Origin of the sequence: Streptomyces sp. ALB3 (genome assembly GCF_044385685.1) — a bacterium.
GTDB lineage: Bacteria > Actinomycetota > Actinomycetes > Streptomycetales > Streptomycetaceae > Streptomyces.
Window position 1 is genome coordinate 114,846 of the sequence record NZ_JBISCE010000008.1, and the last position, 25,928, is coordinate 140,773.

27 protein-coding genes are annotated in these 25,928 nt (G+C 71.6%); 19 read left to right on the top strand and 8 right to left on the bottom strand.

The features are described 5' to 3' along the window. The first annotated feature begins 3 nt into the window (after nt 1-3). From ACHFIV_RS07420 to ACHFIV_RS07430, 3 genes are read left to right on the top strand one after another with little or no spacing between them, the layout of a single operon-like run. Nucleotides 4-600 carry a DUF5998 family protein gene (locus tag ACHFIV_RS07420; protein ID WP_398964870.1) on the top strand — a complete coding sequence of 199 codons (597 nt, stop codon included), beginning with the start codon at nt 4-6 and terminating at the stop codon, nt 598-600. Beyond that, complete coding sequence (locus ACHFIV_RS07425; protein ID WP_398964871.1) at nt 600-1,787, top strand: alkaline phosphatase family protein; 1,188 nt, start codon at nt 600-602, stop codon at nt 1,785-1,787. Before ACHFIV_RS07420 ends, ACHFIV_RS07425 begins: the two co-directional genes overlap by 1 nt. A gap of 46 nt (nt 1,788-1,833) precedes the next feature. Continuing rightward, nucleotides 1,834-2,484, top strand: a complete 651-nt coding sequence (locus ACHFIV_RS07430) for a thymidine kinase (protein WP_398964872.1) — start codon at nt 1,834-1,836, stop codon at nt 2,482-2,484. A 54-nt stretch (nt 2,485-2,538) separates the two neighbouring features. Here the strand turns inward: ACHFIV_RS07430 and ACHFIV_RS07435 are convergent, their stop codons facing one another. Further along, nucleotides 2,539-3,315, bottom strand: coding sequence for a VOC family protein (locus ACHFIV_RS07435; RefSeq protein WP_398964874.1), 777 nt, complete (start codon nt 3,313-3,315; stop codon nt 2,539-2,541). Between the two features lie 237 nt (nt 3,316-3,552). On the opposite strand from ACHFIV_RS07435, the gene ACHFIV_RS07440 reads away from it, so the two are divergent. Next, entirely contained in the window at nt 3,553-4,380 is an 828-nt protein-coding gene (locus tag ACHFIV_RS07440; protein WP_398964876.1) for a sulfurtransferase, read from the top strand. An 81-nt stretch (nt 4,381-4,461) separates the two neighbouring features. Here the strand turns inward: ACHFIV_RS07440 and sepH are convergent, their stop codons facing one another. Beyond that, on the bottom strand, nt 4,462-5,526 hold the full coding sequence (gene sepH, locus ACHFIV_RS07445) for a septation protein SepH (protein ID WP_398964877.1): 1,065 nt from the start codon (nt 5,524-5,526) through the stop codon (nt 4,462-4,464). A 497-nt stretch (nt 5,527-6,023) separates the two neighbouring features. Between sepH and ACHFIV_RS07450 the strand changes: the two genes are divergently transcribed. Beyond that, nucleotides 6,024-7,007, top strand: coding sequence for a hypothetical protein (locus tag ACHFIV_RS07450; RefSeq protein WP_398964879.1), 984 nt, complete (start codon nt 6,024-6,026; stop codon nt 7,005-7,007). 31 nt (nt 7,008-7,038) lie between these two features. On the opposite strand, the gene ACHFIV_RS07455 is transcribed toward ACHFIV_RS07450, so the two are convergent. Then, nucleotides 7,039-8,358: a D-arabinono-1,4-lactone oxidase gene (locus ACHFIV_RS07455; protein WP_398964881.1), complete on the bottom strand. Its 1,320-nt coding sequence runs from the start codon at nt 8,356-8,358 to the stop codon at nt 7,039-7,041. Further along, nucleotides 8,318-9,562, bottom strand: a complete 1,245-nt coding sequence (locus ACHFIV_RS07460) for an MFS transporter (protein ID WP_398964882.1) — start codon at nt 9,560-9,562, stop codon at nt 8,318-8,320. The genes ACHFIV_RS07455 and ACHFIV_RS07460 overlap by 41 nt, the downstream gene beginning before the upstream one ends. 114 nt (nt 9,563-9,676) lie before the next feature. Between ACHFIV_RS07460 and ACHFIV_RS07465 the strand changes: the two genes are divergently transcribed. Both ACHFIV_RS07465 and ACHFIV_RS07470 read left to right on the top strand, forming a co-directional pair. Continuing rightward, entirely contained in the window at nt 9,677-10,801 is a 1,125-nt protein-coding gene (locus ACHFIV_RS07465; protein WP_398964884.1) for a ferrochelatase, read from the top strand. Nucleotides 10,802-10,875: 74 nt separating this feature from the next. Further along, nucleotides 10,876-11,676, top strand: a complete 801-nt coding sequence (locus tag ACHFIV_RS07470) for an inositol monophosphatase family protein (protein ID WP_398964885.1) — start codon at nt 10,876-10,878, stop codon at nt 11,674-11,676. 101 nt (nt 11,677-11,777) lie between these two features. Here ACHFIV_RS07470 and ACHFIV_RS07475 read toward each other — a convergent pair whose 3' ends face one another. Further along, complete coding sequence (locus tag ACHFIV_RS07475) at nt 11,778-11,951, bottom strand: hypothetical protein (RefSeq protein ID WP_167359495.1); 174 nt, start codon at nt 11,949-11,951, stop codon at nt 11,778-11,780. Nucleotides 11,952-12,315: 364 nt separating this feature from the next. On the opposite strand from ACHFIV_RS07475, the gene ACHFIV_RS07480 reads away from it, so the two are divergent. The 4 genes from ACHFIV_RS07480 to ACHFIV_RS07495 all read left to right on the top strand — a co-directional run bounded on the left by ACHFIV_RS07480 (nt 12,316) and on the right by ACHFIV_RS07495 (nt 15,892). Beyond that, on the top strand, nt 12,316-12,969 hold the full coding sequence (locus ACHFIV_RS07480; RefSeq protein ID WP_360988166.1) for a response regulator transcription factor: 654 nt from the start codon (nt 12,316-12,318) through the stop codon (nt 12,967-12,969). A 7-nt stretch (nt 12,970-12,976) separates the two neighbouring features. Continuing rightward, entirely contained in the window at nt 12,977-14,218 is a 1,242-nt protein-coding gene (locus ACHFIV_RS07485; protein ID WP_398964887.1) for a sensor histidine kinase, read from the top strand. A gap of 405 nt (nt 14,219-14,623) precedes the next feature. Beyond that, nucleotides 14,624-14,920, top strand: coding sequence for a DUF4193 domain-containing protein (locus tag ACHFIV_RS07490; protein WP_003965732.1), 297 nt, complete (start codon nt 14,624-14,626; stop codon nt 14,918-14,920). Nucleotides 14,921-14,932: 12 nt separating this feature from the next. Continuing rightward, nucleotides 14,933-15,892, top strand: coding sequence for a hypothetical protein (locus tag ACHFIV_RS07495; protein WP_398964889.1), 960 nt, complete (start codon nt 14,933-14,935; stop codon nt 15,890-15,892). A gap of 4 nt (nt 15,893-15,896) precedes the next feature. Here ACHFIV_RS07495 and ACHFIV_RS07500 read toward each other — a convergent pair whose 3' ends face one another. Next, nucleotides 15,897-16,352: a DUF3093 domain-containing protein gene (locus ACHFIV_RS07500; protein ID WP_398964891.1), complete on the bottom strand. Its 456-nt coding sequence runs from the start codon at nt 16,350-16,352 to the stop codon at nt 15,897-15,899. Between the two features lie 58 nt (nt 16,353-16,410). Here ACHFIV_RS07500 and ACHFIV_RS07505 point away from each other — a divergent pair, with 58 nt between their 5' ends. The 8 genes from ACHFIV_RS07505 (at nt 16,411) to ACHFIV_RS07540 (ending at nt 24,024) form a co-directional block, all read left to right on the top strand. Further along, nucleotides 16,411-16,995, top strand: a complete 585-nt coding sequence (locus ACHFIV_RS07505; RefSeq protein WP_398964892.1) for a PaaI family thioesterase — start codon at nt 16,411-16,413, stop codon at nt 16,993-16,995. Continuing rightward, nucleotides 16,995-17,522, top strand: a complete 528-nt coding sequence (dut, locus tag ACHFIV_RS07510; protein WP_398964893.1) for a dUTP diphosphatase — start codon at nt 16,995-16,997, stop codon at nt 17,520-17,522. Before ACHFIV_RS07505 ends, dut begins: the two co-directional genes overlap by 1 nt. Nucleotide 17,523: 1 nt before the next feature. Next, nucleotides 17,524-18,294, top strand: coding sequence for a DUF3710 domain-containing protein (locus tag ACHFIV_RS07515; protein WP_398964895.1), 771 nt, complete (start codon nt 17,524-17,526; stop codon nt 18,292-18,294). Nucleotides 18,295-18,445: 151 nt separating this feature from the next. Further along, nucleotides 18,446-19,180 carry an ABC transporter ATP-binding protein gene (locus ACHFIV_RS07520; protein ID WP_398964896.1) on the top strand — a complete coding sequence of 245 codons (735 nt, stop codon included), beginning with the start codon at nt 18,446-18,448 and terminating at the stop codon, nt 19,178-19,180. Between the two features lie 201 nt (nt 19,181-19,381). Further along, nucleotides 19,382-21,925, top strand: a complete 2,544-nt coding sequence (locus ACHFIV_RS07525) for an ATP-binding protein (RefSeq protein ID WP_398964898.1) — start codon at nt 19,382-19,384, stop codon at nt 21,923-21,925. A gap of 55 nt (nt 21,926-21,980) precedes the next feature. Further along, on the top strand, nt 21,981-22,688 hold the full coding sequence (locus ACHFIV_RS07530; protein WP_398964900.1) for a response regulator: 708 nt from the start codon (nt 21,981-21,983) through the stop codon (nt 22,686-22,688). 70 nt (nt 22,689-22,758) lie between these two features. Further along, nucleotides 22,759-23,175: an OB-fold nucleic acid binding domain-containing protein gene (locus ACHFIV_RS07535; protein ID WP_398964902.1), complete on the top strand. Its 417-nt coding sequence runs from the start codon at nt 22,759-22,761 to the stop codon at nt 23,173-23,175. A gap of 3 nt (nt 23,176-23,178) precedes the next feature. Beyond that, complete coding sequence (locus ACHFIV_RS07540) at nt 23,179-24,024, top strand: DUF3159 domain-containing protein (protein WP_398964904.1); 846 nt, start codon at nt 23,179-23,181, stop codon at nt 24,022-24,024. Nucleotides 24,025-24,167: 143 nt separating this feature from the next. Here the strand turns inward: ACHFIV_RS07540 and ACHFIV_RS07545 are convergent, their stop codons facing one another. Together ACHFIV_RS07545 and ACHFIV_RS07550 are read right to left on the bottom strand one after the other, a co-directional pair. Further along, nucleotides 24,168-24,845, bottom strand: coding sequence for a potassium channel family protein (locus ACHFIV_RS07545; RefSeq protein ID WP_398964906.1), 678 nt, complete (start codon nt 24,843-24,845; stop codon nt 24,168-24,170). Further along, complete coding sequence (locus ACHFIV_RS07550; protein WP_014153600.1) at nt 24,845-25,513, bottom strand: potassium channel family protein; 669 nt, start codon at nt 25,511-25,513, stop codon at nt 24,845-24,847. Before ACHFIV_RS07550 ends, ACHFIV_RS07545 begins: the two co-directional genes overlap by 1 nt. Nucleotides 25,514-25,928 lie beyond the last annotated feature (415 nt).

Genomic DNA, 25,928 nt, shown 5'->3' on the forward strand with positions numbered 1-25,928 from the left:
CTCATGGCAAAGACCGGTACGACGACCCAGGGGCTGCGCGCGGCGATCGAGCGCAGCGGCTACTACCCGGCCCTCGTGGCCGAGGCGGTGGAGGCCGCTGTCGGCGGGGAGCCGGTCGCTTCGTACCTGGTGCACCAGGAGACCACCTTCGACTCCAACGAGGTCCGCCGCCATGTCACGGTCCTCGTCCTGACGGACACCCGCTTCATCGTGAGTCACACCGACGAGCAGGCAGCCGACACCAGTTCCCCGACGCCCTACGCCACGACGTCCACCGAGTCGGTGAAGCTCGACCGGATCTCGTCGGTCGTGGTCAGCCGCGTGGTCGCCAACCCCGAGAAGTACGTGCCCGGCACGCTGCCCCGCGAGGTCGTCCTCACCATCGGCTGGGGTGCCGTCTCCCGTATCGACCTCGAGCCCGCGGCCTGTGGCGACCCCGACTGCGAGGCCGACCACGGATACACCGGCAGCTCCACCGCCGACGACCTGAGCCTGCGCGTCAGCGAGGCCGGGGACGGCCCGGACACGGTGCGTCAGACACTCGCCTTCGCCCAGTCCCTCTCCGAGGCCACGGCCGCCACCGCGGCGGCCTCCCGCTGATGGTCCAGCCCGCCTGGCAGGAACCCGTCCTGCTCACTCCCGGGGCCGCACCCGTACCGGAGTACGGCACCGGCTCCCTCGCCGATCTGCTGCCGACCCTCGTCGCGGGGCAGGGAGTGCCCGGCTTCGAGGCGACGATCCCGGAGCTCACCCCCGCCGACCGGAACTGCGTCTTCCTGATCGACGGCCTGGGCTGGGAGCAGATCAAGGCCCACCCGGACGAGGCGCCCTTCCTGCACTCGCTGCTCCCGACCTCCCGCGGTGGCACCGGCCGCCCGATCACCTCGGGATTCCCGTCGACCACGGCGACCTCACTCGCCTCGGTCGGTACGGGTCTGCCCCCCGGCGAGCACGGCCTCCCCGGCTACACGGTGCGCAACCCGGAGACGGGCGCGCTGATGAACCAGCTCCGCTGGAAGCCGTGGACCGCGCTGAAGGCCTGGCAGCCGTACCCCACGGTCTTCGGGCTCGCCGACGCCGCCGGTGTACGCACGGCTCAGGTCTCCGCCCCGGACTTCGAGCAGACCCCCCTGACCAAGGTCGCGCTCAGCGGCGGCTCCTTCCTGGGCCGGCTCACGGGCGAGGACCGGATGGACCTCGCCGCCGAGCGGCTCGCCGCCGGCGACCGGTCACTCGTCTACACGTACTACAGCGAGGTCGACGGCCAGGGACACCGTTTCGGTGTCGACTCCGACGCCTGGCGGGGCCAGCTGATGTACGTCGACGGCCTCGCACGGCGCCTCGCCGAGCAGCTCCCGCCCCGGTCGGCGCTGTATGTCACCGCCGACCACGGCATGATCGACATCCCGTTCGACGAGCAGTCCCGGATCGACTTCGACGAGGACTGGGAGCTGAGCGCCGGCGTCGCCCTGCTGGGCGGCGAGGGACGCGCCCGGCACGTCTACGCGGTCCCCGGGGCCGAGGCCGACGTGCTCACCGTCTGGCGTGAGGTGCTCGGCGAGCAGTTCTGGGTCGCGAGCCGGGACGAGGCCGTCGCGGCGGGCTGGTTCGGCCCGAGGATCGACGAGCGGGTGTACGGCAGGATCGGCGACGTGGTGGCGGCAGCCCACGACGACGTGGTGATCACGGCTTCGGTCAATGAGCCCAACGAGTCCGCGATGGTGGGCATGCACGGGTCGCTGACCCCCGTGGAGCAACTCGTCCCGCTGCTCGAAGTACGCTCGTGACCCCCCTTCCCCCCTGCACGGCACCCCGAAAGGCGCGCACCCTCTCATGCCCGAGCTCGTGTTCTTCTCCGGAACGATGGATTGCGGAAAGAGCACCCTGGCCCTCCAGATCGGACACAACAGGTCGGCCCGTGGTCTCCGCGGCGTGATCTTCACCCGGGACGACCGGGCGGGGGAGGGGAAGCTGTCGTCCCGGCTGGGCCTGGTGACGGCGGCGGTGGAGGCCACTCCCGGCATGGACCTGTACGGCTATCTCGTGGACCGGATGTCGAAGGGGGACAAGGTCGACCACGTGATCGTCGACGAGGCGCAGTTCCTGGCCCCGGAACAGATCGACCAGCTGGCCCGCGTCGTCGACGACCTGGGGCTCGACGTGTTCGCCTTCGGTATCACCACGGACTTCCGCACCAAGCTCTTCCCCGGCTCGCAACGGCTGATCGAGCTGGCGGACCGGATAGAGACGCTCCAGGTCGAGGCCATGTGCTGGTGCGGGGCCCGTGCCACGCACAACGCGCGGACGGCCGGCGGCGTGATGGTGGTCGAAGGGGAGCAGGTCGTCGTCGGCGACGTCGACCGGCCCGCCGCGGACATCGGCTACGAGGTCCTCTGCCGTCGGCACCACCGCCGCCGCATGACGAGCGCCGCGGCGCACGCGGGCGCGCTGTCGCCCGACGTGCTGCCGGTCAACCACGGCTGACCACCTGCTGCCCGGCACCTCCCGGGGCCGGTCACGGCCGCCGACCGCGCGGGGTCAGCCGCCCGGCGGACGGACGAGCGTGAACACCGCGCCCTCCGGGTCCGACACGGTGGCCAGCCTGCCGCTCGAGGCCTCCCGCGGCGGCTGCAGTACGTGTCCGCCGAGCTCCACCACACGAGCCGTCGACTCGTCGGTGTCGGCGACCTGGAAGTACGTCATCCAGTGCGGGCCCCGGTCGCGCGGCAGGGCGTGCCCCACACCGTGCAGGGCCGCCACCGGGCGCCCCTGGAGGTGCAGCGTCTGGTAGTCGAAGTCGGCCGACACGACCGCCTCGGTCCCGTAGCCGAACACCGCCTGGTAGAACTTGGCGACCGAGGCGGTCTCCCGTGTCACCAGTTCGTTCCACACCGGGGTACCCGGTGTGCCAGCGAGCGCGGTTCCGACGTGCTCGGCGGCCTGCCAGACGCCGAAGACCGCGCCGCTGGGATCGGACGCGAGCAGGAGACGTCCGGCGTGCCCGGCGTCGAGGGGGCCGACGGCCACCGTCCCGCCGCAGGACCGGATGGTCTCCGCCGTGGCGTCCGCGTCCTCGGTGGCGAGATAGGTCGTCCAGGCGATCGGCAGGTGCCGGTCGGGTGGCAACTGCCCGATGCCGGCGACCTCCTTGCCGCACAGCAGGGCCCGGACGTAGGGCCCCAGCTGCGCGGGCCCGGGCTCGAACTCCCAGCCGAACAGCCGGCTGTAGAACTCCTGGGTCGCGGTCAGGCCGTGCACGATCAGACTCACCCAGCACGGTGCTCCGGGCGTGCGCCGGGTGACAGCCTCGGTCATCTTCTTCTCTCTCCTCGTACCATCGGGGTGGCCGTACGGGGGACGGAACCCGCACGGCGTCCAGCGGTACGGATACGGGCGCGTACGCTCCGTGCAGATGCTCGCACCACTGGGGCCCAGAGACACGCCGGCCGCGCCGCGTTCTCCGGCTTCGGCTCACAGCGTGGTCCGTTTTGGCGTGGTACGGCCGATTCGGCGCGCCCTCGGCGGGGCGGCTTCTGCGCGAAGATGGCACGCATGAAGCCCATCATCACCGTATCCGAATACCTGAGCGAGGCGGCGGGCCCGCGCCCACCGGTGCTCCTGGACATCCGCTGGCAGCTCGGCGGACCGAACGGCCGCGCCGACTACGAGGCAGGGCACCTCCCCGGCGCCGTCTACGTCGATCTCGACTCCGAACTCGCGGGCCCGGCGGGCAGCGGCGGACGCCACCCCCTGCCCGACCCGGAAGCCTTCGGGGCCGTCATGCGGCGGGCGGGAGTCGGCCGGGAGACCCCCGTGGTGGTCTACGACGGCGGCCAGGGCTGGGCGGCGGCGCGTGCGTGGTGGCTGCTGCGCTGGACCGGGCATCGAGACGTCCGTGTGCTGGACGGCGGTCTCGCGGCATGGACCGGAGACCTCACCACCGAAGTCCCCCGGCCCGCCGAAGGCGACTTCCGCCCCGAACCGGGGGCGCTCGGGCTGCTGGACGCGGACGGGGCCGCAGCGCTGGCCCGCTCCGGTCTGCTGCTCGACGCGCGGGCCGCGGAGCGCTACCGGGGAGACGTGGAACCGATCGACCGCGTCGGCGGCCACATCCCGGGTGCCGTGTCCGCGCCGACCACGCAGAACGTCGCTGAGGACGGCCGCTTCCTGCCCGGCGGCTCGCTCGCTTCCCGGTTCTCCGCGCTGGGCGCCGACGACGCCACCGAGGTCGGTGTCTACTGCGGCTCCGGCGTCTCGGGTGCCCACGAGGTGCTTGCGCTCGAGCTGGCCGGGCACCGCGCGGCCCTGTACGCCGGATCCTGGTCGGAGTGGTCCTCGGACGAGTCCCGGCCCGTCGCCACGGGGCCCGACCCGTCCTGACCCGGCCGGCGTCCGACGGAGCGAGGGCCCGCACGCGACCGCGTACGGGCCCTCCTCACGCCACTGGCCTGGGGCCGGTCCTCAGTCCTGCTTCTTCCGGCGCGTACCGAAGACGATCTCGTCCCAGCTCGGCACCGCGGCCCGGCGACCCGGACGCACGCCGTCCGCCTCGGCCTGCCGGTCCGTCGTCCCGGTCAGCCGGTCACGGTGACCCGCCACCGCGCGGGGCATCAGCACGTCGGCGTAGGCGGAACCGGCACCGGCGGACGCCGCCGCGGCCGGGGGCTCGTCGGCCTCCGGCTCCTGCTGGGGAGCGGGCTCCAGGGCCGGCGGTTCGGGCTGCGAGGGCCGTTCCGGGACGACCATGTCGCCCCGGAAGCTCGGCACCGCCTCCAGGAGACTGGTCAGCGAGTCGCGTTCACCGGCCGACACACCGCCGACGCGCTCCTCCGGCTCCGGCGCCGGGGGAGCGGGGCGCTCGATCTGGCGGTCGAGCGCGCGGTCCAGCGGCCGGTCGCGCGGCAGCCGTGCGATCCGGGGCACGAACGGGAAGCTCGGCTCGGGAGCCGCCACGTCGTCGGTCTCGCCGATCAGCGAGCGCGCCTCCTCGTCCACGGCCTGGACCAGCCGCCGCGGCGGGTCGTACGTCCAGCTCGCGGAGTGCGGTTCGCCCGCGACGCGGTACACCAGGAGGACCTCCCAGGTGCCGTCGTCCCGGCGCCAGGAGTCCCACTGGACGGTCTCCCGGTCGGCGCCACGCAGCAGCAGACGCTCCTGCACCGCGTCACCGAGCTGGGGACCGGTGTTCTCGCCGGGACGCCGCACAGGAGTCTTCCGGGCGCGCTCGGCCATGAAAGCGCGCTCCGCGAGCACAGGGCCCTCGAAGCGTCGCACCCGGTCCACCGGGATACCGGCGAACTGGGCGACCTCCTCCGCGGAGGCGCCGGCTCGTATACGCGCCTGGATGTCGCGCGGGCGGAGATGACTCTCCACCTCGATCTCGATCTGGCCGAGCCGGGCGCGGTCGTTGCGCACGGCGGCACGCAGCCGCTCATCGATCGGAAGCGTGTACTCCGTGCTGTCCGCAGCCTTGAGCACCAGTCGTGTGCCGTCGTTCGAGACGGCCACGACACGCAGTTCGGGCATGGGAACCTCCCGGGTGGTGCCTGCCGACGTCACGTGCGTCGCTGCTTCCGCTAGTCGAGTGTGACCTGCCCGGGTTCAGCCTGCCACAACCTTGCCAAGTTGCCCGGCGTGTCGGGCCTTGGCCCTGGAACGCCGGGATGACACGGTTACCTGTTCGCGACGCGGAGCGACCGAATGGTCGCTCCATGTAGCAGGCGCCCGTGCGATGCCGCGGCGCCGCCGGTTCGAGTGCCGTCTTCGGCCCCCTCCCGTAGGTTCCGGACAGCCATGCGGGAGTCCGGCCCCAGGGCTCGCCACAGTACTCCATTCGGGCCACCGGGGTGGACCGGCGCGCCGTCGAAGTTCTCGCCGGGCACGGGAGTTGAAGTACCCCGTTGTCCGCGACATGCCCTCGACGCGTGTCCTGCTTCACAAAAGCTCCAGAAACGGAACTATCCGATTCGCTCATATGTCCTTTCCTGGTGCAAGGTGGGGTAGTTGTCGAGCAGGGGCTGATCATGGTGCAGAAGCCGCAGAGTGATGCGGAAGGCAGAGAAAGGCGCATAGATCTGAGCCTGCCGCAGGTTGCCGGCAGTGCCGTCGCGGCGGTCGCGGCGGCGGTGATGGCCTCGCAGCTCGGCGTGTACGGAACCATCGCCGGCGCGGGTGTGATGAGCGTCGTGGCCACCTGCGGGGGTTCCGTCTTCCAGCATTTCTTCCGGCGCACCGGCGAGCAGATCCGCGAAGTCACCGTCCAGGTGAAGAATCCGGCGGGGCGTCAGGTGACCGTCCACACACGGGAGACGTCCCCCGCGCCGCAGCGGCAGGACGACGCGACGCGGGTGCTGCGCACCGTGGATCCGGATCCGGCGCACGACCGCACCACCGTTCTCCGCCAGGTCCGGCCCGGTGACCCGGACCGCACGACGATGCTGCGCCAGGTCCGGCCCGGCGGCCAGGGCACCGGCGACGGCCATCAGGACGAGGCCTTCTCCGACGCCCGTACGCACGGCACCCGCCTCCGGGGCTGGAAGCGGTCCGTCCCGGCCGCTGTCGGGGTCTTCGTCCTCGCCATGGGCGGCATCACGGTGTACGAAGTGGTCTCCGGGCACGATCTCGGCGGCAACGGCGGGACGACCGTCGGTTCCGTCGTACGAGGGCAGAACGACGCCGGAGCGCCTTCCCCCACGCCCTCGGACAGCACCGGCGGCACCGGCCAGGAGGAGGACGGCGACGACGGCCGCCGGTCCGGCGGCGACGCGAGCACCCCCACCGCGGATCCCGGGGACGGAACCGGCGCGCGGCCCGGACCCACCGAAGGCGACGGCTCCACGTCCGGGCCCGCCCCCGCGCCCACGCCGTCCGCGGGGTCCACGGCCCCGGAGGGCACCGGCCCCACGACGCCCGGTCCCGACGCCACCTCGGAGGCACCGGAGCCGGCCGCGTCCGACGGGGTCCCCGGGCAGGAGGACGGTGAGGGCGGAGCGGACGCCGGCCGGTGAGCGGGCCGCCGGTCCGCCGGGGAACCGCCTGTCAGTCGCCGAGCACCCGGCGCAGGTAGTCGTTGCCGAACAGCCGGTCCGGGTCGAGCCGGTCCCGTACGGCGGTGAACTCGCCGAACCGGGGGTAGGCGCCGGACAGGTAGCCGGAGTCCCGGGTGTGGATCTTGCCCCAGTGCGGGCGCCCCTCGTACCCGGTCATGAGCCGCTCGACCGCCGTGAAGTAAGCCTGGTACGGCGTGCCCCTGTACAGGTGCACCGCGATGTACGCGCTCTCCCGGCCCGAGGCCGTGGAGAGCGCGATGTCGTCCGCGGGTGCCGTGCGGACCTCCACCGGGAAGCTGATCCGCAGCGGCGAGCGGTCCACCATGGCCTTCAGCTCGCGCAGGGCTTCGACCGCCGCTCCGCGCGGGAGGGCGTACTCCATCTCCACGAAACGCACCCGCCTGGGGCTGGTGAAGACCTTGTACGGGATGTCGGTGTACGTGCGGGCCGACAGGGCGCGGCTGGAGATCCGGGCGATGGAGGGGATGGCTGCCGGGACCACCCGTCCGAGCGAACAGGCGACCTGGAAGACGCCGTTCGACAGGAGTTCGTCCTCGATCCAGCCGCTCACCCGGCCGGGAGGGGCGGCTGGGCCCGCGCTGCGGTTGTTGCGCTTGGTGTTGCAGTTACCGGTGTGCGGGAACCAGTAGAACTCGAAGTGCTCGTTCTCCGTGACCAGCTGATCGAAGTCGGACGTGACCCGGTCGAAGGTCATGGGTTCCTCGCGGGCCGTCAGCAGGAAGACCGGCTCCACCCGGAACGTGACCGCCGTGACCACACCGAGCGCCCCGAGCCCGATCCGGGCCGCGGCGAAGACCTCCGGGTGGTCGTCGGCGGAGCAGCGCATGACCGTGCCGTCGGCGGTGACCAGTTCCAGGGCGAGTATCTGCGCGGATATGGACGCCGAGTCGCGGCCGGTCCCGTGGGTACCCGTGGATATGGCCCCGGCGACCGTCTGTTCCATGATGTCGCCCATGTTGGTGAGGGAGAGCCCCTCGCGGGCGAGCGCGGCGTTGAGGCGTTTCAGCGGGGTGCCGGCCTCGACCGTCACCGTCATGGCCCTGCGGTCGACGTCACGGATGCCGGTGAGCAGGTCCGGTCGGATGAGCACCCCGTGGGTGGCCGCCGTCGCGGTGAACGAGTGGCCGGTGCCGACGGGCTTGACCGTCAGACCGTCCTCGGAGGCCCTCCGGATCACGTCGGCGAGCTCGTCGACGGAGGCGGGCGACTCCACGCGGGCCGGCCGTGCGGTGACATTGCCCGCCCAGTTACGCCACGTGTTCGCCGTCCGTGCGTCGGTGTCGGTCATCTTCCCCGCGCCCTCCCGTAGGCGCCGGCTCCGCGAGCCGGCGGTACCCCAGGAACGCCACCGCGGCCGCGAGCGCTCCCGCCACGGCGGGCACCGCGTACCCCGCCTCCGCCCCGGAGGCGTCGACCACCCAGCCTGCGGCAGAGGAGCCGAGCGCCACTCCGACCGCGAGTCCGGTACTGGTCCAGGTCATGCCCTCGGTCAGCTGGGTGCGCGGTACGTGCTGTTCGACGAGGGCCATGGTGGTGACCATCGTCGGTGCGATGGCGAGGCCCGCGACAAAGAGCGCCACGGCCAGGAACGGCAGGCTCCCGGCCAGTTGGAGGGGGATCATACTCACGGCCATCGCACACACCCCCGACAGCCACCTGGTGGACGGCTTCCCCCGCAGGTGCAGCAGACCGAAGACGGCCCCGGCCAGGCAGGAACCCAGCGCGTAGACAGCGAGTACGAGACTGGCCGCCGCCTTGTGGCCGCGCTCCTCGGCGAAGGCCACCGTCACCACGTCCACCGCGCCGAAGATCGCCCCGGTGGCGACGAAGGTGATCACCAGCACCTGGAGTCCGGGTGAGCGAAGGGCGGAGCCGCCCGAACGGTCCTCCTTCGGGTGGGGCCTGGGCTCGGTGGCCCGCTGGGCCGTCAGCCAGAAGACGCCGGTCACCAGGAACACACCGGCGATCAGGGGCCCGGCTTCCGGGAACCACGCGGTGGACAGACCGATGGAGACGATGGGCCCGAAGATGAAGCACACCTCGTCGATGATCGACTCCCACGCGTACGCGGTGTGCAGCTGCCGGCCGGAGCCCCGGTAGATCTCCGCCCAGCGCGCCCGGACCATCGACCCCACGCTGGGGACGCAGCCGGCGCCCGCCGCGAAGACGAACAGGGTCCAGTCGGGCAGCCTCTGCTGGGCGCAGACCAGCAGCCCGGCGACCGACGCGGCCGCGAAGAGCGTGACGGGGCGCAGCACACGGCGCTGCCCGTACCGGTCGACCATGCGCGAGACCTGTGGTCCCATGACGGCCGCCGCCATGGCGAGCGTCGCGGAGAGCGCGCCGGCCAGCCCGTAGCGGCCGGTCAGCTGGGAGACCATCGTCACCACGCCGATCCCCATCATGGACAGCGGCATCCGGCCGAAGAATCCGGCCGCCGAGAACTCCCGGCTGCCGGGGGCGGCGAAGATGGCGCGGTAGGGGCTGGGCAAGGGGTACTCCGGCGAGCGTGTCAGGTGTGCGGGGGCTGACACAGCTTACGGGGACCCGCGGATCGTCCGACGGCGGTTGCCGCGCTGTCGGCGGCGGGTGGCAGGATCGGGTACATGTCCGATCTGCGCGATCCCGCTCCCTACGACGCCCTCCTGCTGCTCTCCTTCGGCGGACCCGAGGGCCCCGACGACGTGGTCCCGTTCCTGGCGAACGTGACGCGCGGCCGGGGCATCCCCGAAGAACGACTGAAAGAGGTCGGCAAGCACTACTTCCTCTTCGGCGGGGTGAGCCCGATCAACGCGCAGAACAGGGCACTGCTCGGCGCCCTGCGGAAGGACTTCGCCGATCACGGCCTCGAGCTGCCGGTGTACTGGGGCAACCGGAACTGGGCCCCCTACCTCACCGACACCCTCCGCGACATGGTCAGGGACGGCCACCGCCGGATCGCCGTGCTCGCCACCAGCGCCTACGCCTCGTACTCCGGCTGCCGGCAGTACCGCGAGAACCTGGCGGAGTCGCTGTCCGTGCTGGAGGCGGAAGGGCTCCCGCTGCCCCGCGTGGACAAGCTGCGGCACTACTTCAACCACCCCGGCTTCGTGCGGCCCATGACGGACGGTGTGCTGGCGTCGCTGGCCCGCCTTCCCGAGGCGGTCAGGGCCGGGGCGCACATCGCGTTCACCACGCACTCCATCCCGACCTCCGCGGCGGACACCTCCGGACCGGTGGGGACCCACGGCGACGGCGGTTCCTACGTGGCCGAGCACCTGGAGGTCGCCCGGCTGATCAGCGAGGCCGTGCGCGAGGAGACCGGAGTCGACCACCCGTGGCGGCTCGTGTACCAGTCGCGCAGCGGGGCCCCGCACATCCCGTGGCTGGAGCCCGACATCTGCGACCACCTGGAGGCGCTCCACGGCGACGGTGTCCCGGCGGTCGTCATGGCCCCCATCGGCTTCGTCTCCGACCACATGGAGGTGCTGTACGACCTCGACACGGAGGCCACCGCGAAGGCCGCCGAGCTCGGGCTGCCCGTGAGCCGCTCCGCGACCGTGGGCGCGGACCCCCGTTTCGCCGCAGCCGTGCGCGAGCTCCTCCTGGAGCGCGCCGCCGCCGAACAGGACCGTCCCGTCACGCCCTGCGCCCTGGGCACGCTCGGCCCCTCGCACGACCTGTGTCCGGTCGGCTGCTGCCCGGCCAGAGCCCCCAAGCCCGCCGCCGCCGGCGCCGACAGCCCGTTCTGACGGACCCCGCCCGCCTCCCCGCCGCGTGCGGGTGTCCACCGCCCGCGCCGGCCCGCGACCACCTCTGGAGAGTTGTGACCGACCCCCTCCTGTCCGAACTGCTCGACCTCGCCCTGGAAGCGGCCCGCCGGGCCGGCGCGCTGCTCCGCGACGGCCGTCCCGCCGATCTCGGGGTGGCGGCGACGAAGTCCAGCCCGATCGACGTCGTCACCGAGATGGACATCCGGGCGGAGAAGCTGATCACCGGCTACCTCTCCGAGCACCGTCCCGGCGACGGCTTCCTCGGCGAGGAGGGCGCCAGTGCCGAGGGCACCAGTGGTGTCCGGTGGGTCATCGACCCGCTCGACGGCACGGTGAACTACCTCTACGGCCTCCCGACCTGGTCCGTGTCCATCGCCGCGGAGCGCGACGGCGAACGGGTCGTCGGCGTGGTCGAGGCCCCGATGCGGCGCGAGACGTTCCACGCCGTGCTCGGCGGCGGCGCGTACGGCAACGGCGACGTGCTGAGCTGCCGCGCCACCGCCCCTCTCGACCAGGCCCTGGTGTCGACCGGCTTCAACTACGTCACCGAGGTGCGCACCCACCAGGCGGCCGTCGCCCAGCAGCTGATCCCCCGGCTGCGCGACATCCGGCGCGGGGGGTCCGCCGCCATCGAGCTCTGCGACGTGGCGGCCGGCCGGCTCGACGGGTACTACGAGCGCGGCCTGCACCCGTGGGACGTCGCGGCCGGCGACCTCATCGCCCGTGAGGCCGGCGCCCTCACCGGGGGCCGGCCCGGACGTCCCGCGGACGGGGACCTGACGATCGCGGCGACCCCCGGGGTCTTCGAGCCGCTGCAGACGCTGCTGGAGGAGCTGGGCGCCTGGCACGACTGACGTAACCCCTCCACGCGCCCGCTGCGGCGTGCAGGAAGGCCGAAGGCGCGCGAGAGGGCCCCGGAGGGCCATGGCGGCTCCCGGGGCCCTCTCGTGGCGGCTCAGACGCTTGTCGCGCTGATTTCCACACCGTGCTCGGCGGCGAGGCGGTGCAGGTCGTCCAGCTCTCCCTGCTCGACATCCGCGAGGAAGTCGTCGCCCGTCTCGCGAGCCCTCGTGAGGTCGGACTCTGTGGTCTTGATTCGTTGCAGCAGACCTGCGGTGAAAGCGTCCATGAAGCGCCCCCTCGTCGTGGGTCGGTGGCACGGGGGTGTGCCCGGTGGTCCTCCGGCACGCGGGCCGGAGTGCGGGTGATCACGCAGTCCCTCTGGATGCAGGACGGGCTGTGGTACGCCACATGCAGGGCGTGATCGCGGGGTGTGAGAGCGTCCTCCCCGCCGCCCGCCCGGGAGAAACCTCAACTGGCCCGCAAATCCGATCGGTTCCCTGCGGCGGTGTCCCGTGCCGCGTCGTCTTACCGCCGGTTTATGCGCGTTACGGGCAGGATGGACGCGCACAGTCGGTGCCGCTGACGTGCGGCGAACGGCCGGAACAGGGGCCGCTCGCCGTTTTTTCGGAGATCTAGGGAAGGACTGCGCCGTGCGCGTACTCGTCGTCGAGGACGAGCAGCTGCTCGCCGATGCGGTGGCCACCGGGCTGCGCCGGGAGGCCATGGCCGTCGACGTCGTCTACGACGGAGCGGCGGCCCTCGAGCGCGTCGGGGTCAACGACTACGACGTCGTCGTGCTGGACCGGGACCTCCCGGTGGTGCACGGGGACGACGTCTGCCGCAGGATCGTCGAGCTCGGCATGCCCACCCGGGTGCTCATGCTCACCGCGTCGGGGGACGTCAGCGACCGGGTCGAAGGCCTGGAGCTCGGGGCGGACGACTACCTGCCCAAGCCCTTCGCGTTCAGCGAGCTGACGGCACGGGTCCGCGCCCTGGGGCGCCGCACCACGGTCGCGCTGCCCCCCGTCCTGGAGCGGGCCGGCATCAAGCTCGACCCCAACCGCCGCGAGGTCTTCCGGGACGAGCAGGAGATCCAGCTCGCCCCGAAGGAGTTCGCGGTACTGGAGGTCCTGATGCGCAGCGAGGGCGCCGTCGTCTCGGCCGAGCAGCTGCTGGAGAAGGCGTGGGACGAGAACACCGACCCGTTCACCAACGTGGTGCGGGTGACGGTCATGACCCTGCGCCGGAAGCTCGGTGAGCCTCCCGTGATCGTCACCGTCCCCGGCTCCGGATACCGGATCTGAGGGCGTGATGGCAGCTTCACCCGGTCCTGTCGCGGCGCCCCCGAAACCGACCTGGGAGCCCAAGCAGCAGGAGGCCCCCTACCCGTGGCTGCGGCCGACCATCCGGATACGGCTCACGCTGCTGTACGGCGGGATGTTCCTGATCGCGGGCATCCTGCTGCTCTCGATCATCTACATGCTGGCGGCCCAGGCCCTGCATGACGCCGGTGGTCTGGAATTCCAGGTCAAGGGCACGAACGTGCAGATCTCCAGTGACATGTGTCCGCAGCTCGGTGCCGCGCTGAACAACAGCCAGCTCAACGAGGCGATCAAGGACTGCACCGCGGCGCAGCGGCAGCAGGCCCTCGACAGTCTGCTGAACCGGGCGCTGCTCGCCCTGGTGGGCCTCAGCATCATCGCCTTCGCCTTCGGCTACGCCATGGCCGGCCGTGTCCTCTCCCCGCTGGGCCGGATCACCCGCACCGCCCGGAGGGTGGCCGGGACGGACCTGAGCCGCCGCATCGAGCTGGACGGCCCGGACGACGAGCTCAAGGAGCTCGCCGACACCTTCGACGAGATGCTGGACCGCCTGGAGCGGGCCTTCACGGCCCAGCAGCGGTTCGTGGGGAACGCCTCGCACGAGTTGCGCACGCCGCTCGCCATCAACCGCACGCTGCTGGAGGTCCATCTCTCCGACCCGCAGGCCCCCGTGGAGCTCCAGCAGCTCGGCAAGACGCTGCTGGCCACCAACGAGCGCAGTGAACAGCTCGTGGAGGGGCTGCTCCTGCTCGCCCGCAGCGACAACCAGATCGTGGAACGGAAACCCGTGGACCTCTCCGAGGTCGCCGGCCGCGCCATCGAGCAGACCAGGTCGGAGGCAGCGGAGAAGGGCGTGGAGATCCGGGGCGAACGCGCTCCCGCGGTCGTCCAGGGCAACGGGGTCCTGCTGGAGCGCATCGCGCTCAACCTCGTACAGAACGCCGTGCGCTACAACGCGGCGCGGGACGGGTGGGTGGAGGTCACCACGGAGCTCCAGCACGGGCAGGCACTCCTCGTGGTCACGAACACCGGGCCGGTGGTGCCCGCCTACGAGATCGACAACCTCTTCGAACCGTTCAGGCGCCTGCGCACCGAGCGCACCGGCAGCGACAAGGGGGTCGGACTCGGCCTGTCGATCGCGCGATCGGTCGCGCGGGCGCACGGAGGCCGTATCATCGCGGAGCCCCGTGAGGGCGGTGGTCTCGTGATGCGCGTCACCCTGCCGGTCTGAGAAGCTTCACGGTGTGAGGCCGCATTGGATCAATCTGTTCGCTTTGGGCGGAATTTTCGAACTGCGTTCCCCTTCCGTCCCTGTGTGATCGATCACAGAAGCGAATTTCGGTCTCTCCACTCTCCGTGACCGCATCTCCGCCCGAAAGCCGGGAAACGTCCGGGTTTCCGGGGGGCGATATCACGGGAAGTAGACGGGGTGGCGCCCGTGAACTGCAGCGATCGGACCGTGTACGGTCCCCATCGCCACCCAAGCTGATCGCTCGCGAGAGATCCGGTTGGGTGTCGATTGAGTAACAGACCTTGATGTGAGGCAAAATCTCCGCCTCAGGTCGGGCACAAGTCCGGCCTCTCACGCGTTACGTGCGCTGAGACACCGCAGACACCCATGAGGGGGAGAGCGAACATGGCAACGGATTACGACACCCCACGCAAGACCGACGACGACGTGGACCAGGACAGCCTCGAAGAGCTCAAGGCTCGTCGGAGCGACAAGACGGCATCCGCCGTCGACGTCGACGAGTTCGACGCGGCAGAAGGACTGGAGCTGCCCGGCGCGGACCTGTCCAACGAAGAGCTCGCCGTGCGGGTCCTGCCCAAGCAGGCCGACGAGTTCACCTGCATGAGCTGCTTCCTCGTGCACCACCGGAGCCAGCTGGCACGGGAGAAGAACGGCCAGCCCATCTGCCGCGACTGCGACTGAGGCAGGCCGGCCGTGGCAGGCGACACACCGTTCCGGAAGCGGCGCTTGCGGCGCACGAAGTCGTCGGAGGCACATCAGGGCGGCGCAGGCCCGGCGGAGGGCGAGAGCCCCGCTGCCGAGCACCAGGCCGCCCTGCCTGCCTCTCCCGGCAGCACACCTGACGACGAGCGGGGCCGCCGGGCCTCGCTCGATGCGGTGAGTGCGCGAAGCGCACCGGCCGTGCCCGGGCAGGACGGACCGGACGCGCCCCCCGAGGGCTCCGGCCCCCTGCACACACTGAAACGAGGCGTACGCAAGAGCCGGGAGAGCGCCACAGCCGCAGTCGGCCTGGTGGCCGACCGCATCATCGAGGCGGCTCCCCGCATCCCTGTGCGGGATCTCGCCACCCTGCGCAGGCAGTTCCCGGGGCTGGGCCCCGAAGAGCTCGCCGACAAGCTCGTCGCGGGCGCGTGCAACGCCACCGCGACCGTCGGCGCGGGCATCGGGGCGGCGGCGATGATGCCCGTACCTCCCGCCATGCTCGCCGAGCTGGCGGCCGAGATCACCGGAGTGGCCGCCGTCGAGATGAAACTCGTCGCCGAGCTCCACGAGGTCTACGGCCGACGCCCGCCGGGCAATCTGGGCCAGCGCAGCACCGCGTACCTGACGTCCTGGACCGAGGAGCGCGGCATCGACGTCTCGCGCCCCGCCACGCTGAACGCGGCGCTGGGCGGGCAGATGAAGCGCGAACTGCGTCAGCAGATCATGAAGCGCACCGTGCGCGACCTGCCGAATCTCATCCCGTTCATGGTCGGTGCCGTCGTGGGCGCCATGATGAACCGACGGGACACCCGCAAGCTCGCCGACCGGGTCAGGAGCGACCTGCGGCGCCAGCAGGTCCCCTGGGACCGCCTGCCGGAGCTGCCCCCACTGGAACAGCCCGCGAAGCCCGCCCAGGAGCTCCCCGACGGCCTGGACGACCCCGGCCGCTGATTCCTCAGGCGGGCACGGGTGCGAGGGCCGCCACCAGCGCCTCCGGCTCCCGCGTCGACAGGTAGACGTACGGGGTCGGATCGGCCGGGTCCGTGACCTTCACCCGCACCGCCGTCGGGACATAGCTGCGCAGCAGCATGAACGCGCGCGGATCGGCCTTGTAGGTGCGCCAGGCGCGCGCCTCCTCGCTGTCCAGCACCTCGGCGTCACCGAGTGCGCCGAGGGGGATCCGCGCGTCGCCCGCGACGAGGGCGCCCGCCACGACCCGGATGCGCGCGGAGCCGTACGAGCTCACGCCCGCGCAGGCCGCGGCCGTGCCGGCGACGAGGCCGCCGAGCATGGGCAGGGCGCCGAGCGGCAGGAGCATCAGCGCGCAGGCGACGCCGATCCCGAAGGCGATGAGCCACCACGAACGGGGCGCGGTGAGACGTTCGTCGAAGGGGGGTGCGGAAGGCTGCATGCAAGCAAGCTTGGCACGGAGCGCCCCCCGGTCGGCGGCGCGGGTAAGGTCTGCGCCTGTGAGTGGAACATCTGCACGTCTGACACCACCGGCCGGCGCGGTGAAGCCGGTCCGGCATCCCGACGCCCCCGCGCCCGGCGAGATCCTCGGCTCCCACTACGAACACTGTTTCGGCTGTGGTGGCGGACAGGCGCACGGACTGCACCTCCGGGCGACGGCCGGAGAGGGCGTGAGCGTCACCGCCGAATTCACGGTGAAGCCCGCCCACCAGGGCGCCCCCGGGCTGGCGCACGGCGGGGTCCTGGCCACTGCGATGGACGAGACGCTCGGCGCGCTGAGCTGGCTGCTGCGGGTCATCGCGGTGACCGGCAGGCTGGAGACCGACTACGTCCTGCCGGTGCCGGTCGACACGGTGCTCTTCATCGAGGCCGAGGTCACCGCCGTCCACGGCCGGAAGATCTACTGCCGGGCCACGGGAAGGACCGGGGGCCCCGAGGGGCCCGTCGCGGTCCGTGCGGAAGCCCTCTTCATCGAGGTCAAGGTGGACCACTTCATCGACAACGGACGGCCGGAGGAGATCCGGGCCGCCATGTCCGACCCGGACCAGGTGCGGCGTGCCCGCGCCTTCGAGGTGAACCCCTGATGCGACACCCCGTCGACGTGCTCATCCGCCGGGTCGACCCGGACGTGCCCATCCCCGGCTACGGACACCCGGGTGACGCGGGCGCCGATCTCGTCACCACGGAGGCCGCCGCACTCGCACCGGGCGAGAGGGCTGTGCTCCCCACCGGGGTGTCGATCGCGCTGCCCGACGGGTACGCCGCCTTCGTGCACCCCCGTTCGGGCCTCGCGGCCCGCTGCGGAGTGGCTCTCGTGAACGCCCCAGGGACGGTCGATGCCGGGTACCGTGGGGAGATCAAGGTCATCGTGGTCAATCTCGACCCACGCGAGACCGTGAGGTTCGAACGGTTCGACCGGATTGCCCAACTGGTCGTCCAGCAGGTCGAGAAGGTGCGCTTCCACGAGGTGACGGAGCTCCCCGGCTCGGCACGGGCCGAGGGGGGCTTCGGATCCACCGGCGGTCACGCCGCCGTGGACGGCGTCACGGGCGGTAACACCCAGGGTGGGAACAGCTACGCTTCGGTCGTATCCGACCGGGAAGGACGTTGACGTGTTCGGACGTCGCAAGAACAGTGGTTCCGCCAAGGACACGGCGGACGAAGCGCGCGAGGCCGAGCAGGTCGCCGACGAGCTCGACGACGCCGGGGCCGAGGGCGGCTCGCGCCGGACCAACCTTCCGCCGGCCCCCCGCCCCGACGGGCCGTGGGACATCTCCGAGGTCTCCAAGCCCGGCGAGGGCCGGGTGGACCTGGGCGGCATCTTCGTGCCCGGGGTCGAGGGCATGGAACTCCGTGTGGAGGTCGCCGGTGACGCGATCGTCGCCGCCACCGTCGTCCTGCGCGACAGCGCGGTCCAGCTGCAGGCCTTCGCAGCGCCCAAGAAGGAGGGCATCTGGGGTGAGGTGCGTGAGGAGATCGCCTCGGGCATCACCCAGCAGGGCGGCGTCATCGACGAGGTCGAGGGGCCCCTCGGCTGGGAACTGCGCGCCCAGGTCCCCGTACAGCTTCCCGACGGGAAGACCGGCGTGCAGATGGTGCGCTTCGTCGGTATCGACGGACCGCGCTGGTTCCTGCGCGGAGTGATCTCCGGCCAGGGCGCCGTGCAGCCGGAGGCCGCAGGACTGCTGGAGACGATCTTCCGGGACACCGTCGTCGTCCGGGGTGACGGCCCGATGGCCCCGCGCGACCCGATCGTCCTCAAGCTTCCCAACGACGCCCAGATGGTGCCCGAGGGCGTGCAGCAGGAGGACCAGGAGAGCTCCAAGTTCTCCGGTGGCATGGGCCAGCTCCAGCGCGGACCCGAGATCACCGAGGTGCGCTGACCGCGCCCCGCCCGCAGTGGCCGGTGGGCCGCACCCCGGGGAGGGGGTGCGGCCCACCGGCTTTTGCATTGCCTCACCGGGTGCCTCGTGCACATACTGGCGGCTGCCTAGGGAGCGGTACGCGCGGGGGCGTACGCACGGGGGAGAGCAGATGACACGGCGCACCGACGAACGGGCCTGCACGGCCCTGGCCGAAAGCCCGGCCGACGGCCCCATGGTGCGGATCGAGGACCTGCACCGCTCGTACGGGTCCGGCGCGGCGGCCGTGCACGCCCTGCGGGGGGTCTCCTTCGAGATACCGCGCGGCGAGCTCGTCGCCCTCAAGGGCCGCTCCGGGTCGGGCAAGACCACCCTGCTCAACCTCGTGGGCGGCCTCGACACACCGGACAGCGGCCGGATCACCGTCGGCGGCACCGACCTCGCCGGGCTCGGCGAGGACGGGCTGCTGGAGCTTCGCAGGGACAGGATCGGCTTCATCTTCCAGTCCTTCGGTCTCATCCCGATCCTGACCGCCGCGGAGAACGTCGGCGTACCGATGCGCCTGCGCAGGACCGACCCGCACGAACGTGAGGAGCGGGTCGCGCTGCTGCTCTCCCTGGTTGGCCTCGGCGACCACGCCGAGCAACGCCCCGGCGAGCTGTCCGGCGGCCAGCAGCAGCGTGTCGCCATCGCCCGCGCGCTCGCCAACCGCCCCGCCCTCCTGATCGCCGACGAACCCACCGGGCAGCTCGACGCGGAGACCGGACTCGCGGTCATGCACCTGCTGCGCGCCGTCGTGCGCAGCGAGGGCGTCACCGTCCTCGTCGCCACCCACGACCCCCAGCTGCTCGGCTTCGCCGACCGGGTCCTGGAGCTCAGCGACGGGCACATCGTCGAGCACGCCTGACGGCGGACCGGGCCGGGGGCCGTCCGGCGGCCGGCAACGGCCCCGCCCGCGATCCTGCCGGCCGTGGCCCCGGCCGGCATCAGAATCCCGTCAATACGGACCCCGCGCCCGGCCCTGACCCCATATGCCGGAAATTATCGGGGTAGCTTCGACACCGGCTCCCGTATCCACGGCAGCCGGCTGAGAGAAGACAATGGGGCCATGGCACGCGGCAAGCTTCGGATCTACCTGGGTGCGGCACCCGGCGTCGGCAAGACGTACGCGATGCTGTCCGAGGCCCACCGCCGGGTGGAACGGGGCACGGACTGCGTCGTCGCGTTCGTGGAGCACCACGGCCGGCCGCGCACCGAGGTACTGCTGCACGGCCTGGAGCAGATCCGGCGGCGCGACATCGAACACCGTTCGGCCGTCTTCGCCGAGATGGACGTCGACGCCGTCCTGGAGCGGGCGCCCGCCGTCGCCCTCGTCGACGAACTCGCCCACACCAACGTCCCCGGGTCACGGAACGCCAAGCGCTGGCAGGACGTCGAGGAACTGCTCAAGGCCGGAATCGACGTGGTGTCCACCGTCAACATCCAGCACCTGGAGTCCCTCGGCGACGTCGTGGAGTCGATAACCGGAGTGCGCCAGCAGGAGACGGTCCCCGACGAGGTCGCCCGCCGTGCCGACCAGATCGAACTGGTCGACATGTCGCCCCAGGCGCTGCGCCGCCGGATGGCGCACGGCAACATCTACCAGTCCGACAAGGTCGACGCGGCCCTGTCGAACTACTTCCGCCCCGGCAACCTCACCGCCCTGCGCGAACTCGCCCTCCTCTGGGTCGCCGACCGTGTCGACGAGTACCTCCAGCAGTACCGCGGCGAACACGACATCAGCGCCCCGTGGCAGGCCCGCGAGCGCATCGTCGTCGGGCTCACCGGCGGACCCGAGGGCCGCACCCTCATCCGCCGGGCCTCACGGATGGCCGCCAAGGGGTCCGGCAGCGAGATCCTCGCGGTGTACATCGCGCGCAGCGACGGACTGACCTCTGCCTCGCCCAAGGAGCTCACGGTCCAGCGCACCCTCGTCGAGGACCTCGGCGGAACCTTCCACCACGTCATCGGCGACGACATACCCTCCGCCCTCCTCGCCTTCGCCCGTGGAGTCAACGCCACCCAGATCGTCCTGGGCTCCAGCCGCCGCAAGGCCTGGCAGTACGTCTACGGCCCCGGTGTCGGCGCCACCGTCGCCCGCGAGTCCGGCCCCGACCTCGACGTGCACATCGTCACCCACGAAGAGGTCGCGAAGGGACGGGGACTGCCCATCGCACGCGGCGCCCGGCTCAGCCGCACGCGGATCATCTCCGGCTGGGTCGCCGGTGTCGGCGGGCCGGCCCTGCTGACCCTCCTCCTGCACAGCCTGGAGAACGGGCCGGGACTCGCCAACGACGTCCTGCTCTTCCTCTTCCTGACGGTCGCCGCCGCCCTCCTCGGAGGCCTGGCACCCGCCCTCGCCTCGGCCGCGGTGGGCTCGCTGCTCCTGAACTACTGGTTCACGCCCCCGACCCACACACTGACCGTCCAGGACCCCGAGAACTTCGTCGCCATCGTGATCTTCTTCGCGGTGGCGGTCGCGGTCGCCTCCGTGGTCGACCTCGCGGCCCGGCGCACCCATCAGGCGGCGCGGCTGCGTGCCGAGTCGGAGATCCTGTCGACCCTCGCCGGGAGCGTCCTGCGCGGTGAGACGGCCCTGGACGCCCTGCTGGACCGGGTCCGTGAGACCTTCGGCATGGAATCCGTCGCCCTCCTGGAACGCCAGAGCGACGTCGAGCCCTGGACGTGCGCCGGATCGGTCGGCCCCGCACCGGTGACCCGGCCCGACGACGCGGACGTGGACATGCCCGTAGGGGACCACATGGCGCTGGCTCTCTCCGGCCGCGTACTGCCCGCGGAGGACCGCCGGGTCCTCGGCGCCTTCGCCGCACAGGCCGTCGTCGTCCTCGACCGGCAGCGCCTGGTGGGGGAGGCGGAAGCGGCCAGGCGGCTCGCGGAGGGCAACCGGATCAGGACCGCGCTGCTCGCCGCCGTCAGCCACGACCTCCGTACCCCGCTGGCCGCCATCAAGGCGGCGGTGAGCTCCCTGCGGTCCGACGACGTCGCCTGGTCCGACGCGGACGAGGCGGAACTCCTCGCGGCCATCGAGGACGGCGCCGACCGCCTGGACCATCTGGTCGGCAACCTGCTCGACATGTCGCGCCTGCAGACAGGCACGGTCACCCCGCTGATCCGCGAGCTCGACCTCGACGAGGTCGTCCCGATGGCACTGGGCGGCGTACCGGAGGGCAGCGTCGACCTGGACATCCCCGAGACGCTGCCCATGGTCGCCGTGGACCCGGGGCTGCTCGAGCGGGCCGTCGCCAACATCGTCGAGAACGCAGTCAAGTACAGCCCCGGCCCGGAACGCGTCACCGTCGCCGCCAGCGCGCTGGGCGAACGAGTCGAGCTGCGCGTGGCCGACCGGGGCCGCGGAGTCCCCGACGACGCCAAGGACCGCATCTTCGAGCCGTTCCAGCGGTACGGCGACGCCCCACGGGGCGCCGGAGTCGGCCTCGGGCTCGCCGTCGCGCGTGGCTTCGTGGAGTCCATGGGCGGCACGCTGGACGCCGAGGACACCCCGGGGGGCGGGCTCACCATGGTCCTCACCCTCACGGCCGCCCCGGGCCAGGTGCGGGCCGGTCCCGTACCGCCCGCGTCCGTCAGCTCATGAGATCCCGGGGGCGCACTCCCGCCCCGTACACGTATTCCGGAAAGGCAGGTCCGCGATGACCCGGGTGCTCGTGGTCGACGACGAGCCGCAGATCGTGCGCGCCCTCGTGATCAACCTGAAGGCGCGCAGGTACGAGGTGGACGCGGCACCCGACGGGGCGACCGCCCTGCAGCTCGCGGCGGCGCGTCATCCCGACGTCGTCGTCCTCGACCTCGGGCTGCCCGACATGGACGGTGTCGAGGTGATCCGGGGCCTGCGCGGATGGACCCGGGTGCCGATCCTCGTGCTCTCCGCCCGCCACACCTCCGACGAGAAGGTCGAGGCCCTCGACGCCGGGGCCGACGACTACGTCACCAAGCCGTTCGGCATGGACGAACTGCTGGCCCGGCTCCGCGCCGCCGTGCGCCGGGCGGAGCCGGTCGGCCAGGACGGCGGGGAGGACCTCGTGGTGGTCGAGACCGAGGGGTTCACGGTCGACCTGGCTGCGAAGAAGGTCCAGCGTGGGGGCCGGGACGTGCGGCTCACGCCCACGGAGTGGCACCTGCTGGAGGTCCTCGTCCGCAACGCCGGGCGGCTCGTCAGCCAGAAGCAGCTGCTCCAGGAGGTCTGGGGCCCCTCGTACGGCACCGAGACCAACTACCTGCGCGTCTACATGGCGCAGCTGCGACGCAAGCTGGAAGCGGATCCCTCGCACCCCAGACACTTCGTGACCGAGCCGGGCATGGGCTATCGCTTCGAGCGGGGACGCCCCGTCCCGGAGTGATCGCGGTCACTCGTCCGGGTGACGGCTGCGCGGACCGGTCCCCACCACGGGAGACCGGTACCCTTCGGGTATGAGCGCTGTTCCCCGATCAGACAGGTCCGGCAGGGTGGAGAAGCCGTCCGGCCGCTTCCGCCGCATGCTCGACCGGCTGTCCAGCTCCCAGGAGGACCTCGAGTCGGAGGAGCTGCAGGAGGACACGCACGCTTCGGGCTGCACGCGCATCTCCGAGTGCTCGGACCGCCAGATCGTCAAGGTCACTGGTACCTTGCGGACGGTCACCCTGCGTCCGCGGGCCGGAGTGCCCGCCCTGGAGGCGGAGCTCTTCGACGGCACCGCGCCGCTCGACGTGGTCTGGCTCGGCAGGCGCTCCATCGTCGGCATCGAACCGGGCCGCAAGCTCATCGCGTCGGGCCGCGTGGCCATGAGCCACGGACGCCGGGTGCTGTTCAACCCCAAATACGAACTCCGACCGCTCGGCAAGGAGTAGCCGGTGACGTCTCTCGACAAGCCGACGTCCGACACGGACCAGCCCCACCGCACCGACCAGCAGGACGCCGACGCGAAGGCGGTCACGGAAGCCGCGCTCTTCGAGGCCTTCGGCGGCGTGCGCGGCATGGTGGAGACAGTCCTGCCCGGGCTGCTCTTCGTCACGATCTTCACCATCAACAAGGACCTGAAGGCCTCGGCCATCGGCGCCCTGGCGGTGTCGCTGCTCCTCGTCGTCGTACGGCTGATCCGCAAGGACACCGTCAAGCACGCCTTCAGCGGTGTCTTCGGTGTGGGCTTCGGTGTGCTCTTCGCGAAGATGACCGGCGAGGCCAAGGCCTTCTACCTGCCGGGCATGATCTACACGCTCGGACTCGCCCTCGCGTACCTCGTCACGACACTCGCCGGAGTGCCGCTGATCGGACTGATCCTCGGCCCGGTCTTCAAGGAGAACCTCTCCTGGCGCACCCGGAACCCCGGCCGTAAGAAGGCGTACGCCAAGGCCAGTTACGCCTGGGGTCTGATCCTGCTCGCCAAGTGCGCGATCCTCTTCCCGCTGTACTGGTGGGCGGACACCACGCAGCTCGGCTGGGTGCTCGTCTCGCTCAAGATCCCACCGTTCCTGCTCGCCGTGTACCTGACCTGGGTCTTCCTCGCGAAGGCGCCGCCGCCCATCGACGTCTTCGCCGAGATGGAGGCCGAGGAGCAGGCCGAGAAGGACCGCGAGGCCCGAAGGGGTGTCGAGGACGGTCCCGTCCCCGGGTTCGCACCGGTCGAACACGACCTGAGCACGGGCTTCGCCGGCACGGAGCATGACGCGGGGACCTCCGGGGACCGGCGTACCCCATGACCCCGCCGGCCCCGGCTCACTGACAGCCGGCCGGCCGGGCTCGCTCCGCCGCACACGGCAAGGGGCCCGGGCGGTGCGTCACCGACGCACCGCCCGGGCCCCTTGCTCATGCCGGCCGGGGCCGGCCCCCCGGTATGTCCGGCTCAGTCCTCGGCGGACTCGCGGCGCACCGACAGCAGGTCCTCCAGCTGTTCCTCACGCGCCTGGGCGGCCACGAACAGCAACTCGTCGCCGGCCTCCAGGGTCTCCTCGGGGCTCGGCGTCAGCACCCGCGTACCGCGGATGATCGTGACGAGCGAGGTGTCCTCGGGCCAGGCCACGTCGCTCACCCGCGTGCCGGCCAGCCCCGACTCCGGGGGCAGCGTCAGCTCGACCAGGTTGGCGTCGCCGTGGCTGAAGCGCAGCAGCCGGACCAGATCACCGACGCTCACCGCCTCCTCGACCAGGGCGGACATCAGACGCGGAGTGGAGACCGCGACATCGACCCCCCAGGACTCGTTGAACAGCCACTCGTTCTTCGGGTTGTTCACCCGGGCGACGACCCTCGGCACGCCGTACTCCGTCTTCGCCAGCAGCGAGACGACCAGGTTCACCTTGTCGTCACCCGTCGCGGCGATCACGACGTTGCACCGCTGGAGCGCCGCCTCGTCGAGCGAGGTGATCTCGCAGGCGTCCGCGAGGAGCCACTCCGCCATCGGGACCCGCTCCACCGAGATGGCGGTCGGCGCCTTGTCGACGAGCAGCACCTCGTGCCCGTTCTCCAGGAGCTCGGCCGCGATGGAACGGCCCACCGCACCGGCCCCGGCAATCGCGACGCGCATCAGTGACCGCCCTCCTCAGGACCTTCGGCAAAGGCCTCCTCGACCTTCGCGATCTCGTCCGTACGCATCATCACGTGGACCAGGTCGCCCTCCTGCAGAACCGTCTGCGACGTGGGCAGTATGGCCTCACCCAGCCGGGTGAGGAAGGCGACGCGGACGCCCGTCTCCTCCTGCAGTGTGCTGATCTTGTGCCCGATCCAGGACGGCGTCGTGTGCACCTCGGCGAGCTGCACACCACCGCTCGGGTCCCGCCACAACGGCTCCGCACCCGACGGCAGCAGCCGCCGCAGCATCTGGTCCGCCGTCCAGCGGACCGTGGCGACCGTGGGGATGCCCAGCCGCTGGTACACCTCGGCACGCCGCGGGTCGTAGATGCGCGCGGCGACGTTCTCGATGCCGAACATCTCGCGGGCCACCCGGGCGGCGATGATGTTGGAGTTGTCCCCGCTGCTCACGGCAGCGAAGGCCCCCGCCTCCTCGATACCGGCCTCACGCAGGGTGTCCTGGTCGAAGCCGACCCCGCTGACCCGCCGGCCACCGAATCCGGAACCGAGCCGACGGAACGCGGTGGGGTCCTGGTCGATCACGGCGACCGTGTGCCCCTGCTGCTCCAGGGTCTGCGCGAGAGCCGCTCCGACGCGCCCGCAGCCCATGATGACGATGTGCACCTTGCCCCTACCTCGCCGTCCTGGTCGTCCGGATGACCTGCGAAAACACCCTGCTCACACTTCTCTCTCCGCTTGCGGGGCAAACAATGGGGCAACCACCTTCGGCGTTGCCCGGGGATGAGCTTATGCGGCGGCGCGGGCACCGCCTCATCCGAGTGTGCGTACCCGGCGGACCGATGAGCAAAAGAGGGAGCGGTCCGCCGGCGTGCAGGGATGGTCGCCGCCGGGCGGACAGGGCACCGTCCACGGTCGTCCGGCGGCGGACGGGACGGCAGCCGAGGGCCCCCGCCCGTCCGCGCCGCAAGGATTCCGTTAAGGATTCCATGGACTTTTCCGGTGAGGGCGGGTAATTATGAAGGTTTTCCGGGCGCCGAGGGGGTGGTGCTTCGTCGGCGTGTCCCGGCAGCGCTTACGA